At 58.0% G+C, this 16,550-nt stretch carries 17 protein-coding genes; 8 read left to right on the top strand and 9 right to left on the bottom strand.

The features are described from left to right. Positions 1-54: 54 nt before the first annotated feature. The 4 genes from ACONT6_RS14265 to ACONT6_RS14250 form a co-directional block, all read right to left on the bottom strand. Positions 55-609, bottom strand: coding sequence for a cytochrome b (locus ACONT6_RS14265; RefSeq protein WP_428819110.1), 555 nt, complete (start codon positions 607-609; stop codon positions 55-57). 240 nt (positions 610-849) lie between these two features. Beyond that, on the bottom strand, positions 850-1,545 hold the full coding sequence (locus tag ACONT6_RS14260; protein WP_428819109.1) for a hypothetical protein: 696 nt from the start codon (positions 1,543-1,545) through the stop codon (positions 850-852). A gap of 245 nt (positions 1,546-1,790) precedes the next feature. After that, entirely contained in the window at positions 1,791-2,744 is a 954-nt protein-coding gene (corA, locus tag ACONT6_RS14255) for a magnesium/cobalt transporter CorA (protein WP_078084901.1), read from the bottom strand. 108 nt (positions 2,745-2,852) lie between these two features. After that, on the bottom strand, positions 2,853-3,290 hold the full coding sequence (locus ACONT6_RS14250) for a host attachment protein (RefSeq protein WP_428819108.1): 438 nt from the start codon (positions 3,288-3,290) through the stop codon (positions 2,853-2,855). A gap of 139 nt (positions 3,291-3,429) precedes the next feature. Here ACONT6_RS14250 and ACONT6_RS14245 point away from each other — a divergent pair, with 139 nt between their 5' ends. The 6 genes from ACONT6_RS14245 (at position 3,430) to ACONT6_RS14220 (ending at position 10,772) form a co-directional block, all read left to right on the top strand. Beyond that, positions 3,430-3,846: a CBS domain-containing protein gene (locus ACONT6_RS14245; RefSeq protein ID WP_428819107.1), complete on the top strand. Its 417-nt coding sequence runs from the start codon at positions 3,430-3,432 to the stop codon at positions 3,844-3,846. Positions 3,847-4,054: 208 nt separating this feature from the next. Beyond that, entirely contained in the window at positions 4,055-4,900 is an 846-nt protein-coding gene (locus ACONT6_RS14240) for a hypothetical protein (protein ID WP_428819106.1), read from the top strand. After that, complete coding sequence (locus ACONT6_RS14235; RefSeq protein WP_428819105.1) at positions 4,893-6,077, top strand: hypothetical protein; 1,185 nt, start codon at positions 4,893-4,895, stop codon at positions 6,075-6,077. The genes ACONT6_RS14240 and ACONT6_RS14235 overlap by 8 nt, the downstream gene beginning before the upstream one ends. A gap of 194 nt (positions 6,078-6,271) precedes the next feature. Then, positions 6,272-8,806, top strand: coding sequence for a TonB-dependent receptor (locus ACONT6_RS14230; protein ID WP_428819104.1), 2,535 nt, complete (start codon positions 6,272-6,274; stop codon positions 8,804-8,806). Positions 8,807-8,876: 70 nt separating this feature from the next. Beyond that, entirely contained in the window at positions 8,877-9,812 is a 936-nt protein-coding gene (locus ACONT6_RS14225; RefSeq protein WP_428819103.1) for a tyrosine-protein phosphatase, read from the top strand. Positions 9,813-10,046: 234 nt separating this feature from the next. Beyond that, on the top strand, positions 10,047-10,772 hold the full coding sequence (locus ACONT6_RS14220; RefSeq protein ID WP_428819102.1) for a hypothetical protein: 726 nt from the start codon (positions 10,047-10,049) through the stop codon (positions 10,770-10,772). A 50-nt stretch (positions 10,773-10,822) separates the two neighbouring features. Here ACONT6_RS14220 and ACONT6_RS14215 read toward each other — a convergent pair whose 3' ends face one another. Next, a complete protein-coding gene (locus ACONT6_RS14215) occupies positions 10,823-11,203 on the bottom strand; it encodes a hypothetical protein (RefSeq protein ID WP_428819101.1) in 381 nt (126 codons plus the stop codon). Positions 11,204-11,492: 289 nt separating this feature from the next. Between ACONT6_RS14215 and ACONT6_RS14210 the strand changes: the two genes are divergently transcribed. Continuing rightward, positions 11,493-12,620 carry an S-(hydroxymethyl)glutathione dehydrogenase/class III alcohol dehydrogenase gene (locus ACONT6_RS14210; protein ID WP_428819100.1) on the top strand — a complete coding sequence of 376 codons (1,128 nt, stop codon included), beginning with the start codon at positions 11,493-11,495 and terminating at the stop codon, positions 12,618-12,620. A 9-nt stretch (positions 12,621-12,629) separates the two neighbouring features. Beyond that, positions 12,630-13,472 carry an S-formylglutathione hydrolase gene (gene fghA / locus ACONT6_RS14205; protein WP_428819099.1) on the top strand — a complete coding sequence of 281 codons (843 nt, stop codon included), beginning with the start codon at positions 12,630-12,632 and terminating at the stop codon, positions 13,470-13,472. A 26-nt stretch (positions 13,473-13,498) separates the two neighbouring features. On the opposite strand, the gene ACONT6_RS14200 is transcribed toward fghA, so the two are convergent. The 4 genes from ACONT6_RS14200 to ACONT6_RS14185 all read right to left on the bottom strand — a co-directional run bounded on the left by ACONT6_RS14200 (position 13,499) and on the right by ACONT6_RS14185 (position 16,409). Beyond that, the gene (locus tag ACONT6_RS14200) at positions 13,499-14,110 is read right to left on the bottom strand and encodes a hypothetical protein (protein ID WP_428819098.1); all 612 of its coding nucleotides are present in this window, start codon (positions 14,108-14,110) and stop codon (positions 13,499-13,501) included. A gap of 77 nt (positions 14,111-14,187) precedes the next feature. After that, a complete protein-coding gene (locus ACONT6_RS14195; RefSeq protein ID WP_428819097.1) occupies positions 14,188-15,054 on the bottom strand; it encodes an intradiol ring-cleavage dioxygenase in 867 nt (288 codons plus the stop codon). Positions 15,055-15,115: 61 nt separating this feature from the next. Further along, the gene (locus ACONT6_RS14190) at positions 15,116-15,310 is read right to left on the bottom strand and encodes a hypothetical protein (RefSeq protein ID WP_428819096.1); all 195 of its coding nucleotides are present in this window, start codon (positions 15,308-15,310) and stop codon (positions 15,116-15,118) included. Positions 15,311-15,755: 445 nt separating this feature from the next. Further along, the gene (locus ACONT6_RS14185; RefSeq protein ID WP_428819095.1) at positions 15,756-16,409 is read right to left on the bottom strand and encodes a DsbA family oxidoreductase; all 654 of its coding nucleotides are present in this window, start codon (positions 16,407-16,409) and stop codon (positions 15,756-15,758) included. Positions 16,410-16,550 lie beyond the last annotated feature (141 nt).

The following is a 16,550-nucleotide window of genomic DNA, read 5'->3' as shown; positions in this document are numbered from 1 at the left end:
CCTGTTGGTTATTAAACAGAGTGTGAAATTCGTGAAACAGATTTGAAGCGATCGTTATCTGCGCGGCGCTACGCCCAGCATTTTCTTCAGGGTGCCATCTTTATTGACGAAGTGATGCTTGAATGCCGCAAGGCCATGTAACAGCACCAGTCCCATCAGACCCCAGGCCAGCCACTCGTGGATAACCCCCGCGATATCCTCCTGGTTCTCCAGTCCCTGCAGGGTCGCCGGTACGCTGAACCAGTTGAATACCTCGATGGCGCGGCCGTCCGCGGTACTGATCAGGTAGCCGGAAACGAAAATGGCTAGCAGCAGAGCATAAATCAACCAGTGCGCGGCACCGGCGGCGCGCTGTTGCCAGCGGGGGGCGGGTTCCGGGCTTGGGGTTTCATTGGCCCAGCGCCACACCAGCCGTGCAACCAGCAGTATCAATAGCAGTATGCCCACCGACTTGTGGATATCCGGCCCCTGGCGGTACCAGGGGTCGTAATAGGACAGGTCCACCATCCACCAGCCGAGGGCGAACATGCCGATGATGGCCGGTGCCATCAGCCAGTGGAATAGTACGGCTACCCAGCCGTAGTGGGTTGTGCTGTTGCGGGTCTGCACAAAGGACTCCGTCAGTGAATTCAGGTTGCGCGCATTATAAAAATTCTGTGGCGCGGGAATAGCGCAAAAAGCCGGAAGTATTTTTCGAAAAAATCGCAAAGGATCAAACGCTGGGCCCGCAGCCTGCGGTCGACGGATGGTTTCGGGCGGCCAGCTGAGGGTGTGAGGCGGGGGATGAAATAACGAGTACGCAGCCGCGCCTTAAATTGGTGCGCGATCCGGGAGAGCCCGGGGGGCAGGTCAGTAGTGGGTGGCGTGCTGGCGCTCGGCAGCGTTCAGGACCTTGCCCAGCAAGTTCGGGTCCAGTTTGGTGCGATCACTGAGCTCATGGGTGAGCCATTCCAGATCGTGTGGTTGCTCGGTTTGGTCCTGGCCGTTTGCCATGGCCAACTGCTCCAGCTGCCAGATCACATCCAGTAACAGGTCGGGCGCCAGTGTCTGGTCCTCGTCTTCGCTGAACAGGTGGCTTTCCAGGCGATCCAGGTCGCGGCGTTTTACCACCAGCTCGCCGTAGTTGGGATACCAGCGGCCGCTGAAGGGTTCCGGGCGGCGGCTGAAGTCGAAGGTGATCTGCAGACGGTTGCCCTTGTCATCCTGCATGGTCGGTGTGTCATTTTCTTCTGCGGGCAGCGCGGGGCGGTGGCGCAGAACACCGACGATGGCGCGCCAATCGCTGCTGTGTTCAGGGCACAGGCGCAGGGGCTCGGTGAGTTCGGTTCTGGGTTTGCCGGGGCGGTCGATATAGCTGAGCTGCTGGCCGGGGCGATACCAGTAGAGGTCGAGGGTGTGGTTTTCCGCCAGGCGCGCGAGGTCATCGCTGGTGAGGGGGTCTTCCGAGAGGGCGCTCAGGTGATCGACGGCCTGCTGAACGCTGAGCCAGCGCCGCATATGGAAAGGTTTGCTGGAGGTGGAACCGTGACTACCCGCCGTCGCCATTATTGCCCTGCTTCCCTGTAGTGCTTTCGAACCATTTAAGGTTAGCAGCTGGCGGAGCAGTTGCTGGGCACACACCGGCGTAAGGTAATTCTGTGGCGGCGTTGCTACCGGGTAGACCCCTGCGAGACACGAGCTGGGCGCCCCCCCGTCAACCCATCCATGGGGGCTCTTCTGCGAGGTCCCTTTCGCAGAAGGTCTCGCAGGGGCCTACCCGGTAGCACCGCCTTCGCCTCTAGGATTGGTGACTACAACCACCCTTTCTTTTTGAAATACAGATAAGGCGCCATACCCGCCAGCAGCATCAACAGCAACGCCCAGGGATACCCCAGCAGCCACTCGAGCTCCGGCATGTGCTCAAAGTTCATGCCGTAGATACTGGCGACCATGGTGGGGGGGAGGAATACCACCGCGGCGATTGAGAAGATCTTGATGATCTTGTTCTGTTCGATACTGATAAACCCCTGGGTGGAATCCATCAGGAAGTTGATCTTTTCGAACAGGAAGGTGGTGTGGGACATCAGGGTATCGATGTCGCGCAGAATCGCCCAGCAGCTCTCGCGCAGTTCCGGATCGTCCTTCAGGTGACGCTGCAGGAAGGCGATGGAGCGCTGGGTATCCATCAGGCACAGACGGATCTTGCCGTTGGAGTCTTCCAGCTTGGCCAGGTGATCGATGGCTTCTTCCAGATCGGCGTCTTCGTCCTCCAGCACCAGATGGCTGACTTCGCCGAGTTTCAGGTAGTTGTCTTCCAGGGCATCGGCGAGGTTTTCCACTTTCTGGTCGAACAGCTGGATCAGCAGCTCCTGGGCATTGTGGGCTTCTACCTGATTGCGGCGCGCGCGCATGCGCAGCAGGCGAAAGTCCGCCAGCTCGGTATCGCGCACGGTAATCAGGCGTTGGGGCTGCAGGATGAAGGCCGCGGTGGCGGTTTCGTGGCGCCCTTCGCTCTGGGTGAGGTACAGGGAGTGGACGTGAATGCCAGCGGAATCGATGAAGTAGCGTGCAGAGGATTCGATCTCCTCTACATCTTCGGACTCGGGAAGCTCAGTGCGCAGCAGCTGCTCGAGCAGGTCCCGCTCGTTTTCCTCCGGGTCCTGCAGATCGATCCAGGCCGCGTCAGACAGGGGCTGACTGTGGTAGTCGCTGCCCGCATAGGTTTCTTTGATCTTGCCGCGCTGGATTTGAAACAGTCTCAGCATTAACGCTTCCTTGGTCGATAGAGGTGCTTGCGGGAATGGTGTCAGGCTGTCGGCAACAAATCAAATGCCGCCACCGGGGGGCGGTGGCGGCGTTGGGTCCTACCCGGACTAGAGCCACATGGGCAGCTGTGCGCGGATTTGATCGCTGTCGCAGGTGGTGAGGTTTTTACGGGATTCGCCGGCGATGGTGGCGAGGCAGGGGGAACTCATCGACATCCGCAGGCTGCCTGCCATGGACGGCTCGGCAACAATATAAAGGCGGTCGAAGCGGCCTTCCTGACGTCCCTTTTCCAGGGTGTGGGCGATATCGCGGGCGAACTTCTGCGCCCCCTGTTTGCGCAGGCTGGTGGGCTCTGCCATGGCGTGACGGCCCTGACCGTAGCTGTCAAACGAGCGCCCGGGGGCATCGGCGAGCAGTTCCTGTCCTTTCATCCGCCCCTCCGGGTAAACCAGAGATTCTATTTCGTTGAGCTTGCCCGCACGTTTTTCCGCCTCAAACACGCGAGCGTGAGTATGGTTGGCTACCAGAACCCAGGCTTTAGACATGACAGTGCACCTCTGTTTTTGCTGTGCTTTGTTACTGAATGGTAGCTCGCGGCCGGTCGGGTTCGTAGTCGTTACTGGCGGCGGGATCGCTATCATTGAGGCAAATGCTGAATCGATGATGATGTGTGGGAGGTATAACGTGAAAGTCGAACAAGCCATGCACCGGGGCGTGACCTGGTGCTCCCCGGACACGCCGCTGACGGAGGTTGCGCAGCTGCTGCGGGACCACGATGTAGGCGCGATCCCGGTGGGAGAAAATGACCGTCTGATCGGTATGGTGACCGATCGCGATATTGTCAGCCGCGGCCTCGCCGAGGGCTGGGACCTGCGCGATCGCTGCGCCCGGGATGTGATGACCGAAAACATCGAGTACTGCTACGCGGATGAAAATATGGAAGAGGCCATCGATCATATGGAGCGTATGCAGATTCGCCGCCTGGCGGTGGTCGATGGTGCGCGGCGTATGGTCGGCATGCTGAGTATGGGCGATATCACCCACGGTATGGATGACCACAGTAGCCACCGCTATACCGCGGCGGTTTCTGCGCACCACTGATCGCAATTGTGGTGCGCAGGGAGTGATCTGAATACCCGCTAGGTAGTATTGCGCGCCTCGATTCATAACACCGGTTAAGGCGATCGCCGGATGCGTCCTATCGTATCGTCCGCGCTGCCGATGTAGGTGCTGACAGGTCATAGGTTTGTCATAAAAAGTACATAGACTGCGGGCTAAATTTACCGAACTGTACTTTCTAAACTTTCCTATGCTTCCGCTGTTTCTGACCAGCCACAAGGCCTACTTCGGCGTGCTGGCGGCATTATTCGCCGCGGGTTTTGCGCTGTGCCTGTGGTTCTCGAAACAGCAGGCGTCACTGCCATTGCTCGGGGATTATCACGTCTACCACTGCGACACCGGCGGCAGCGGCAAGGGAAGCTTTAACCTGCTTACCGTCTCTTCCATTTTTGCCCGGGCAATTGCCGATAACCTGTGCCGCGCACCGCTCATGGCGGGACACTACAAATCGGTAAGCATCTCCTGGAAACCTCGCCAGCAACTCACTGCGGAAGAGGTCCTGAATGAAGATTATGATCTGATCTGGAGTCGCGAACACAGTTTGCGCGGGCTGGTGCCGGAATATTCCAGCTACTACGAATCCCTGCTGCGCTACGACCAGTACAAGGTGTTCTGGTTCAGCCGCAACGACCAGCCGCAGCTCACCCGGGAATATTTTCGGGACAAAAAGATCGGTCTGTTGAACGACAGGCTCAGCCATACCTTTCATCTTCTGCCACTGGCTTCGCTGAAGCAGCTGGGGGTGGATATCTCCCGCCAGTCCCTGATTTATTTCGACGATGCCAGCAGTCTTTACCGGGCGTTTGCCCAGGGTGACCTGGATCTCGTTAGTGGGGGCCTGTTTCTGGAGCAGGATCTGGATATACCGCTGCAGCGCATGTTGATCGCGGACAACGTCGTCGCTGCCACATTGTTTGTACGCAAGGCGCGCCCGGCGGAAATCGACTGCGCGATTGCCACGGCCTTTGATGATGCCACTGCAGGCTATTTCAGTGCACACCGGGATTTCCCGGGGGCGGCGCACTGTGGTGGTTAGCCCCAGACGCTGGCTGCCGCTGGCCTGGTGCGTGTTGACCGCGCTTTTGTCCGGCTCGGCCTACTGGTATGCGCGGGCCTCGTTTGCCGAGGATCTTTCCCGGCAACTCCAGCAACAGTTGCCGCAGCGTCTGGCACTTGCGTTACAAAACCGCTTGGCGAATAACGGGCCCCAGCCATGGGTGATCGAACAGCTGGAGCGGGACCTGGCATCACTCCCTGCAGCGGGCCATTTGCCGCTGCTGCAGCATTGTCGCGCACGGGTAGAGCAGCTGATCAGTGAGTCGGCGGTGCCGCCTTCATCCCGTGGCGAGGATCTTGTCGTGGACTGGCATATCGGTGATGGCGACCTGCAGGAACGCACGCGGTTTTCCCTGGATTGTGATACCAACTGGCCGCTATTGCTGGCAAGCCAGGGCACACTCGCGTTGCTGTTGATCGGCTGTGTCTGGCTGTGGCCCGCGCCCCTCTCTTCTGCGCGCAGGCTGCAGATACGTGCGCTGTCAGGGGAGGGCGTTGAACCAAAGCTGGCGCGGCGACTGTCCGCCAGAATCGAGCAGTTCAATGCATTGCAACGGGAGCTGTTCGCCAAGCTGTGCGGGCTACCTGGCCTGGCACTGGAACCGCTGTTGAACTGGCTGGCAAAACCCGAAGTGGCGACGATGGATCCGCAGCAGATCCCGTGGCTCGACCTGGCTCTGCGCAATGGAATCGAAGGACCGCAGGATCTGGATCGGGCGCTGGCGATTGCACTGGCTCCTGTCCACCTGCAGTTCGACTGCAAGCAGCTGCAGGTGATCGTGCACGGCATTCCTATCACCCTGGCCAAAACTCCGTTCTTTTATTTTCTCTGGTATGCGCGCCGGCGCCTTACTGGTGACGGCTGGTATCTCAATCCGCCCACCAGCCGCCCGGATCGGGATGGCGCCGAACCCCTGATTGCATTGATGGAGGAACTGGGTGGGCACAACAAGTCCATCAACGATCTCCGCGAGCACGGCCTGCGCGCAAAAACCCTCGATCAGAACCGCAACAAAATCCGCGATGAGCTGGTGTCCGCGCTGGGTGAGGTACTGGCGGAACCCTACCTGTTCGAATCTCGCCGGGATATGAAAAGTGGTCGCTACAGTTATCGAATCGCCCTGGATGCGGATCGGGTACAGATTTTCTCGCCATAGCTTGCTCGCGATAACTTGCTGATATTCAAAGCATTTTATTTTTAGAGATATCTCATTTCATGCCCGGGTTGTCTTTTTAACCCGGCTGTCACACCCCCTGCCGAATATGCCTCCCAAGCGGCCAGCTGGCCTGCTTTCAAGACCAAGCAAGACCAAATTCTATTTATTCGAAGAAACAGCTTCGGAGATAAACGATGAACAATTTTTCTCGCAGCAGACTGTCTCTGCTGATTGCACTGGCTGCGGCAGGTGTTAACCAGGGGGCAATGGCACAGCAGGCCGTGGATGCTGCAAAGATTGACGGCGCGGCGGTAGAAGAGATCGTGGTGATGGCGTCGCCCATTCGCGACAGCCAGAAGGCGGCCATCGATGCCAAGCGCGATGCGGATAACAATGTCGACATTATTTCCGCCGATACCATCGGCCGGTTCCCGGATCAGAACCTGGCGGACTCCCTCGGTCGTGTGCCGGGCCTCGCTATCGAGCGGGACCAGGGCCAGGCCCGCTATATCAATTTCCGCGGTGCACCGTTCCGCTACACGGCTTTGGCCATCGATGGCCTGAGTATCCCCGGTGCCGAGAACGGCCGTGTGCCGCGCTTTGACAGTTTCCCGTCTGTGATCACCAGCCGCATCGACGCCAACAAGGCGATCATGCCGAATATGCCCGGTGAGGCGGTGTCCGGCTACATCAATATCTCCACCTTCGACCCGTTTGCGAAGGAAGGCTGGGCCTTCTCCGGTGACGTGGGCATGGGTAACCAGCAGCTCGGGGACGGCGACATCGAAAAACTGGGCCTGCGCACTTCCTGGTCCAATGACAATTTCGGTTTCTCCCTGTTTACCTCCGAGAATAGCCGCGAACAGACCACCGACAACCGCGAGTACGATATCGAGCGCGATACTAGCGGCGAGCTGCTGGTCAATGAGCTGGATTTCCGCAGCTACAAGGTGACCCGCGAAGACCGCGCCTACGGCGGCCGCTTTGAGTTCCGCGGTGACGGCGCGCTGGAGCGCGTCTTTATCAGCACCCTGTACAACGAATTCCAGGATTTCGAAGAGCGCAACCAGTTTGTATTCGATTTTGCCGGTGGTGCCGAAGCGGTGGGTGCGCCACAGGCAACCGGTGCCGTGGGGGAAAATCAGTTCGCCCTGGTAGGGCGCGCGCTGGAGTACGGTCTCTACGAAAACTCCACCTTTACCAACACCCTGGGCGCGGATCTGGCTCTCGGCGAGTGGCGCCTGGAATCCCGCGTCAATTTCACCGAAACCGAAAACAATATGTTCCTGCCGATGCCGCGCAGCATGGGCGGGTTCGTGATGGCGAGTTTCGACGTGAGCGACCTGTACGACCCTGCGGTAGACAACCTGATCGACCCTCGCGCCCAGGCGCCGATCGGCATGAACGATATCAACTACGCGGTAGACCTGGGCATGCTGATCGGTACCAAGATGGATATCGATGCCACCAAGTTCAAGCTGGACGCCGAGCGCGACCTGATGCTGTTTGGCCAGCAGTCCGTGCTGAAAACCGGTGTGGAGCTGGACGCCCGCGAAGCGGAAGGGTACGGCACCGTGTTCGCCATGGGCGGCATCCCGGCGGATGTGGATATCTCTTCCTTCGCCACCAGCGAAGCCTGGGAAAGCCAGTTCAGTAACGGCATTGGCGCGACCTATTACGACAACAAGGCGCTGCGCAAAGCCTGGGATACGGCCGCCGGAGGCCTGACGCTGACCCCGAACGCGTCACAGGCGATTCGTATCGAAGAGGACGTCACCGCGGGCTACGCCATGGTGAATACCGACTACAGCTGGGGCAACCTGGTACTGGGTGCGCGGGTGGAAAATACCGATTACCTGAGCGTAGGCCCCACGGGCAATTTCGAAGACAGCTTCACCAACGTGCTGCCCAGTGCCCACCTGAATGTGGACCTCACCGACGAGGTGAAACTGCGCCTGTCGACCTCCACCGGAGTCAGCCGTCCGACCTATTCCGAATGGCGCGGTGCCGACATGGTGGACATGCTGCAGGGCAGTGTAATGGCGGGCAACCCGCAGCTTGAAGCCGAGGAATCCTGGGGTGTGGATGCGGCGATCGAATGGTATGCGGGCAGCGCCAGCCTGCTGAGTGCCGGGCTCTTCTCGCGCAGTATCGACAATGTGATCTACGCGGAAAGCGGCGTGATTGCCGGTGATGAATACCTGCCGGAAGTCGGCCGCGACAGCTGGACCTACACCCAGTATGTCAACGGCAGTAATGGCGAAATGCGCGGTGCCGAGTTCAATGCCATTGCACAGGCGGCGGACTTCCTGCCGGTTCTGGACGGCTTCGGTATCAGCGCCAACCTGACCCTGCTGGACAGCGAATTCGAAACCCTTGATGGGCGCCGTCACAGCCTGCCGGGCACTTCCGAGACCATCGTCAACGCCTCGGTGTTCTACGAAATGGAAGGCATCTCCGTTCGCCTTAACCACCAGTTCCGTGACGACTGGCTCTCCACCACCGAAAACGTCGGCATGAATGATTACTGGGCGGCGCAGAAGCGCGTCGACTTCGCCATCAGCTATGACCTGCCGACACCGGTGTTCGGCGCCGATGTCACCGTCTACGCCAACGCCAACAACCTCACCGATGAGCAGGATGTGCGTTACACCGGCGACGAGAGCACACCGAACCAGGTGGAAAGCTACGGCCGCCGCTATCTCGCCGGCTTCCGCGTCAATTTTTAACACATCCCCGATTAATGACATCGCCGGGGTGTGATCCCCGGTATCGAATTCAAAAATATTGAGGCAGACAATGAAAAACAGATTTGCTTACGGCGTTATCGCCGCTGCTATGACCCTGGCACTGGGCGGCTGTGCGGCCACCGATACCCTGAACAGCAATGCACTCACCGCCGCCAGTGCACAGCAAGGCACACCGGCCGATATCGCACCAACGGTCGAGCACACCCGTGTATTGCCGCTGGAGGGCGGGCGCAACTTCCGCGATCTCGGCGGTTACCAGACCAAAGATGGCAAGACGGTTAAGTGGGGCAAGCTATACCGCTCCGGTGTGCTGACTCACCTGACGTCTGACGACTACGACTACCTGCGCGACCGCGAGATCTCCACCATCGTCGATTTCCGTTCCACCGATGAGCGCACCAATGAGCCCACCAACTGGCAGGCGGGCAGTGTCATGGAGCTGACCTGGGATTACGACATGGGCAACTGGGAACAGGAGTTCGCCAAGGTCATGTCCAAGCCGGATTTTGCCAAGGAAGACCTGGTTGGGCTGATGGACCAGGGCTACGTTGGCCTGGTGAAACAGCAGACTCCCCACTACCGCGCCATGTTCCAGAAACTGATCGAGAGCGATGAGCCCCTGTTGTTCCATTGCTCCGCGGGCAAGGACCGCACCGGTATCGGTGCAGCGCTGATTCTCACGGCCCTGGGGGTCGATCGCGAGACGGTGAAACAGGACTATATGCTGTCCAACCAGACCCTCAAGGGTGAGAAATTGATGCAATTGCCGGAAGATGCCAGCGACAAGGAAAAGCGTATGTTCGCGTTCTTTTCTCAGTTGCCGCCAGAAGTGCGCGGGGTACTCGCCGGCGTAGAAGTCTCCTGGCTGGAAACTGCATTTGCTGAAATGGAGCGCGAGAGCGGCTCTGTGGAGGCGTATATCGAACAGGAGCTGGACGTAGATTCGGCTGAACTGGCCCTGCTGCGCGCGCGCCTGCTGCACTAAGGTTCTCCTGCAGAACTTGCCCGGTTAGGGTTGCTTACGCGATCACCGGGCAAAAACCTGCAAAAAACACGCGAAAATGTATGAAAAGGGCATTGTAATAGCTTCCCGCCCGGTTTTTCCTTATATCTGGCCCGTTGGTTGCAAGGGCTAAAGGAATAAATGGTTAGTGCGCCACCAGGTCCGCGTCCTCGCGCGGTCAATCTGGCCATACCAGAAACCAAGGGAGCTAAAACTATGTTCCGAAAAAATCAGAACCTTTCCTCTTTTCGCACTTCGGCCTGTCGTCTGCCGTTTGCCGCGCTGTCTGCGTTACTGGTGTTCTCACCCGTAGCGGCCGCCAAAGCATCCGAGGGCTGGATGGGCATGGGCAGCGAGGACCCTCTGATCCGGCTGGCGGTAACCCCGGTTGAGATCAAGATCGAAGCGCCTACCCCGCTCACCGGTAACAACCTGCAGCTGCTGCTCGCACTATCTGGCAGCAACGGTGGTCTCGGCGAGATTCGCAAAAAAGCCAGTGAGGAGTTCAGCCAGTATCTGGACCAGCAGGTACAAATGCAGTTTGGTGAATTCTTCGACGATGAACGGGTGCACCTGGTGACCAACCGCGCACCGCTGACCCTGCACACCGATTTCGATGTCGTCATTCGCCAGAAAATCCTGGATATCTTCAGCACCAAGGATTATGACCTGGAAAAGGGCAGTATGACCGCCTATGGCAAGTTCCACTATCGTCTGCAGGGGGCCATCGGCGCGCATGTATTGCGCGAGGGGACTGTGGATATCGCCAAGTTGAAACTGCAGGCCCGCTATCGCACCAAAGCGCCGAAAGATGGCGGTGTGGTGGAAGATACTACCCGCGAGGCCACCGAGCGGCTGCTGGCCGAGATCGCGGAAGAAGTGCTGGATCAGGTGGAAGATGACCTGGAAGCGGATGCGCTGCTGAGGCTGGCCCGGCGCTAACTATTCTCAAAAAAGCTTGCCCGGGCCAAGGGGCAAGCCCCCTGGCCGGTTCAGTTTAGAACCGGCTGGCCGCGATACATTTTACGCGGTTGGCTGGATGCGCCGCGACCATCGTGCAGCGCCAACTCCTCCCCGTAAATCATTTCGTAAATATCCTTCTTGCCCTGTTCTTTCAGTACCCGCTGGCCGCGGTAGAGGCGCTCCGGCGGTTCATTGCCGGTGAGGAAAGGGCCGCCTTTCAGGGATTCCAGTTGCGCGATCAGTTTCAGGGATTCGTCATCGTGGCTGCGGTGCTTGAGTTCCGCCAGCTGGGGTTCAAAGTCGAAATCGGAAAAGCGCAGACTGATATCGAATTCGGCCTGAATGCGTTTGCGCAATTTGCGCAGGAGATTGAGGGCCTGCGAGGTCATCAGCCACTGGTGATCTGTCATCGTTGTCGAGCCTTTGTAGTGTTTACCCTTAGTGGAGCAAGGACCGGGCCAATTTCCCTGATGTACTTTTAATCCTTCTTTCACGTTCTAATGAGCCGCCCTGCTGCACTGCGTGTGCGCTACCTTGAGAGCAGCAAAGATCGCCGACAAATTCCACGGGCACCAGTGGAGTGCAATCTTGCGTCACCTGCCCCCGGAGTGTGCGATTGGGCGGCGTTGCGCTCGGTGGATCTGTTAAGCTTTGGCCCAGGTTCGGCGCTCGCCGATGAGTATCAGGAGAGGATTGGATATGTCTGCAGAGACCATCAAATGTAAAGCGGCGGTTGCCTGGAAGGCGGGCGCGCCTCTGTCTATCGAGGACGTGGAAGTCGCGCCACCCAAGGCCGGCGAAGTGCGTATCAAATTGATGGCTACCGGTGTCTGTCACACGGACGCCTTTACCCTTTCCGGCGATGATCCAGAGGGTGTTTTTCCGGCCATTCTTGGCCACGAAGGCGGCGGTATCGTGGAGTCTGTGGGCGAGGGGGTAACCAGCGTTGCGGTGGGCGACCATGTGATCCCTCTGTATACCCCGGAATGCGGTGAGTGCAAGTTCTGTAAATCCGGCAAGACCAACCTGTGCCAGAAGATCCGCACCACCCAGGGCCAGGGCCTGATGCCCGACGGTACCACACGCTTTTCCGTCAACGGTAAGCCCATCTATCACTACATGGGCACTTCCACCTTTTCCGAGTACACGGTACTGCCGGAAATTTCCGTGGCCAAGGTGAACAAGAACGCACCACTGGAGGAGATCTGCCTGCTGGGGTGCGGCGTGACCACCGGTATGGGTGCGGTGGCAAATACCGCCAAGGTGGAAGAAGGTGCCACGGTGGCGGTATTCGGTCTCGGTGGTATCGGTCTCGCGACGATTATCGGGGCGCGTCTCGCCAAGGCCTCGCGGATCATTGCCATTGATATCAACGAAGGGAAATTCGAGCTGGCGAAAAAGCTCGGCGCCACCGATTGCATCAATCCGAAGAAATACGACAAGCCCATCCAGGAAGTGATCGTTGAGCTCACTGATGGTGGTGTGGATTATTCCTTCGAGTGTATCGGCAACGTCAACGTGATGCGCTCGGCGCTGGAGTGCTGTCACAAAGGCTGGGGGGAATCGGTGATTATCGGCGTGGCCGGTGCCGGACAGGAAATTTCCACACGTCCATTCCAGCTGGTTACCGGACGGGTCTGGCGCGGCACCGCCTTTGGCGGCGTCAAGGGGCGCTCCCAGTTACCGGATTACGTGGAGCGCTACATGGCGGGCGAATTCCAGCTGGATGACTTTATCACCCACACCATGCCGCTGGAAAAAATCAATGAAGCCTTCGATCTGATGCACGAGGGTAAAAGTATTCGCAGTGTGATTCACTACAAGTAAGGCAGGCCGATGACCGTAGAACTTGTCAGCAAAACCCATAGCTTCGATGGCACCCAGTGCCAGTACACCCATCGCTCCGAAGTGCTCGACTGCGATATGCGCTTTTCCATTTTCCTGCCATCCCAGGCAGAAAAGGATGAGCGTTTTCCGGTGCTCTACTGGCTCTCGGGATTGACCTGTACCGACGAAAACTTTTCCCAGAAGGCCGGCGCCCAACGTATGGCCGCAGAGCTGGGGATCGCGCTGGTGATTCCGGATACCAGCCCGCGCGGTGATGAAGTGGCAGACAGTGAAAGTTACGACCTGGGCAAGGGTGCGGGCTTTTATGTCAACGCTACCCAGTCGCCCTGGAAGCCCCATTACCAGATGTACGATTACGTGGTGGAAGAACTGCCCCAATTGGTCGAAGCCAATTTCCCGGTGAGCCATCGGCGGGCGATTTCCGGGCATTCCATGGGCGGGCACGGGGCCCTCACCATCGCCCTGAAAAACCCGGGCCGCTATGCCTCGGTATCGGCGTTCAGCCCCATCTGTAACCCGATTGCGTGTCCCTGGGGAGAAAAGGCCCTGTCTGCGTACCTGGGTGCCGATACGACCCTGTGGGAAGAGTACGATGCGACCTCTCTGCTCAGCAGGGCCCAGGAGCGGCTGCCCATGCTGGTCTCCCAGGGAGAGGACGACCAATTCTTGGAAGAGCAGCTAAAGCCCAATGCACTCAAAGCGGCGGCCGACGCGGCGGGCTACCCGCTAAAGCTGGAATTCCATGCCGGCTACGACCACAGCTACTACTTTATCGCCACGTTTATCGAGCAGCACCTGCGTTTCCACGCGGACTACTTGCTGGCGCATTAATGCGTGGCTATCACCATCCCCGGGGCTCAGTGGCCCCAGGGTGCTGGTGGTGTCTCGACGGGTTTGGTCAGATCGAACTGGACGCGGAATTCGCGGCCGTTGGGTCTGGTCAGCTCGTACACGAAAGTTTTGCCCGGGTGAATCTCCATCGCCCAGGTATTTTCCAGTGAGGCATTCAATCCCTCGCGTTTGAAAGTCTCGATAGATTCCTGGTCCACGGGAAATTCCTGCCGGTTTTCCGTTCCCCCACTGCTGGTATCCCCTCCGTACATGGTGACGGCATCCTCACTGCCGTCCTCGTGGCGGTGATCGTGCTTGAGACGGATTCCATCCTCAGTGCGTGTCAGTATCCAGGTGCGGGAGTGATCTTCTCCCACATGGAAGGGAATGCGGATTTCTTTTTCTGGATTTTCACAGCCGCGCACATGCATCACCAGTTGCTTGCCTTCAAATGCATCTGGTTCATCGGAGCGCGGTTCATTGGTGACAATCTCTCCAGAGTATGCCTTCCCGCAATAGGCGGCGAGGTGCTGTAGAAACTGATCCTGTGGTGGCAGTGACGTCTTTTTTTCGCCGCAACTGGCAATACCAATAATACAAGTTAATAGCGGTATGAATTGCCTGGCCTGAATTGCCATAAGGTTTTCCCATATCTCGGTTTTTAATGATCGCAAGCATTTCAGGCCAGTTTTCACTCATCGTCAATAGTTTCAGCTCATATCGCAATACCTACCTGTAAGGAAGCTGCATAACCATTTTCAATATCGCCCGTTACCTCGGCCATTTGGTAGGTGACACCGTCGCTAAAAACGTTGTCTTGTGTGAAATTGCCTACCGAAGAGTTTTGCCCATGCTCTTTGTAAAGGTCGGAATCGTAAACTGCTCTGGTTATTTCCTCGGGAAACGCAATCTGTGAGGTGGCTGAGGCCGTGCCGCTACTGAATAGGAAAACCTGGAAGTGAATATGAGTGATCCGTCCTGTATACCAGCCGGGATAAATGGTTTCGAACAACGCCATACCGTCACTATCCACATCCTGAATGCCGCGACAGAAGGTTTCTCCCCGGGCATCCGCACCCGGCTGCGCGTAGCCGGAGTAGACCCCATCTTTGTCACAGTGCCAGACATAAACCGTAGCATTGGTGATCGGTGCACAGTTGTTGTTGACATCTACCAGGTTCAACACAAGTGTGAGCGGTACCCCGGTTTTACCTTCGGTAATTTCTGAGCGCACCATCGCAGAATTACTCAGCACAGCGGTGAGCGGGTAAGGGCCCTCGGTTTCTTCGGGTATCAGGGTGCAGCTACCAGCGCCGCCACTGGAACTGCTGCCGGAGCCTCCACCGGATGAACTTCCGGATGAAGAGTTGACCGAATTGTCCCCGGGGCTGGTTGTGCCACTGGACGACCCGCCGCTGCCGCAGCCGGTGAGGAGGGCAGTACCGGTCAGCCCCAGGGTGGAAATCCCCAGAGTGGTAAGTAACTTGCGGCGACTCAATGTGTATTTTGGTGGGGTGGTATCCAGCTTATTTTCCGGCTGGTGGCTGGGATTGATTAAAACTTTCGATGTTTGATTGTTCATTTTCTCGTGCATTTTCGGCTGGCCTGTAGGGAGAGATTCTGGCTTGGGAGAGCAGGTCGATTTATCGAGCCCGGCATTCGCCTTTGATTTCCACTGAGCCCTGTTGCGCGGTCTGCTCTATGGTGAACCAGCCGTGGGGGCAGTAGTTGGTGCTGGCAAGGACGGTATCCAGTCGTTCGCGTGCGGCCTTCTCCGGGTTTTCGCGCATCCTCCCGGATATACCGCCACCGGGAGAACCGTCCATGCCTCCTGCCATTCCGCCACCGGGACCTCCGTCCATACCGCCGCGACCGCCTCCGGCCGGTCCGCCCCCTTTTCCTCCTCCTCCCGGGCCACGCCCGCCTCTGCCGATCCTCCCTTGCTGCTCCATGCTCAGGCTGGCGGAGTATGTGAACATCCGATTTCCCTGTTCCGTGATATGCGCAATGAAGGATTCGGAATAGACCGGTGGGGTGTCTGGAGCGCTTGCGCAGGCAGCCAGCGCAACAGTTACGGCGCTCAGGAGTGCCGCGGTTTTCAAGTGTGTCATGGTCAAAGTCTCGCAGTGGGAACGGGAGCTAGGACTGCGAGCGCGAGGCTAGGTTGCCCTCACGGAAGTAAAGATGCGTAAAAGATTGTTAACACTTTAGAAGATAGGGGGGACACATAGTGAAAGCGGCCCGCGGTGGCGGGCTGCTGGATGAACCTTTACGAGCGCGGGATCAGCTAGCGGATTCTGTCAGTTGTTGTAATAGCGCCTCGAATGCACTGACTTCCTGGGCTCCATTGATCGCATGCTCGTGATTGAACATAAACAGCGGCACGCCGCGGATACCCTGTAACAGCAATTGCTCTTCACGGGCCTGGGTCTGCCCGGCGATCGCTTTATCCTGAAGCGCTTGCGATGCTTCTGTCCGGTTCAGGCCGACGGCCTCTACGGCATCCAACAGTACTTCTTCGTGGTTGAGGTTTTTGCCGTTGGTAAAGTAGTCCTCGAACAGGCGTATCTGCAGATCAGTCTGGTGCCCAGTGGGCTCGGCCCAGTGGAGCAGGCGATGAGCCTGATTGGTGTTGTAGATGCGCATCTCGTCGGTGAAGTTGAATGTGAAACCGAGCTCCCGACCGATCTCCGTAAGCCGATCCCTGTTTTCTGCACTTTCCTGGTCGGAGATACGGTACTTGTCGGTGATATGTTCGCGCAGGTTTTCGCCGGAGTGCGGCATTTGCGGGTTCAGTTCAAATGGGTGCCAGACGATATTGAGGTCAAACTGTCCGGGGAATTTGGCGAGGGCCTGTTGCAGGCGCTGAAAGCCGATGACACACCAGGGGCAGACGACATCTGAGACGATATCAATTCTAAGGTAGTGCTTTGTCATCGCGGCCTGCCTGCTTTCTTCGTTGTGTTTTTTCTATCCCTACATAATGGCCGGGGATTTTTGGCGTGTAAATATCCTTTGACGCCGTGTTCTCACTGCTGTGACCCGGCACACCACCAAACTGTAGGTTTGTGAGTACTT

Origin of the sequence: Microbulbifer sp. MCCC 1A16149 (assembly GCF_050368945.1) — a bacterium.
Classification (GTDB): Bacteria; Pseudomonadota; Gammaproteobacteria; order Pseudomonadales; family Cellvibrionaceae; genus Microbulbifer.
This window is presented reverse-complemented; position numbering and strand designations above follow the sequence as displayed.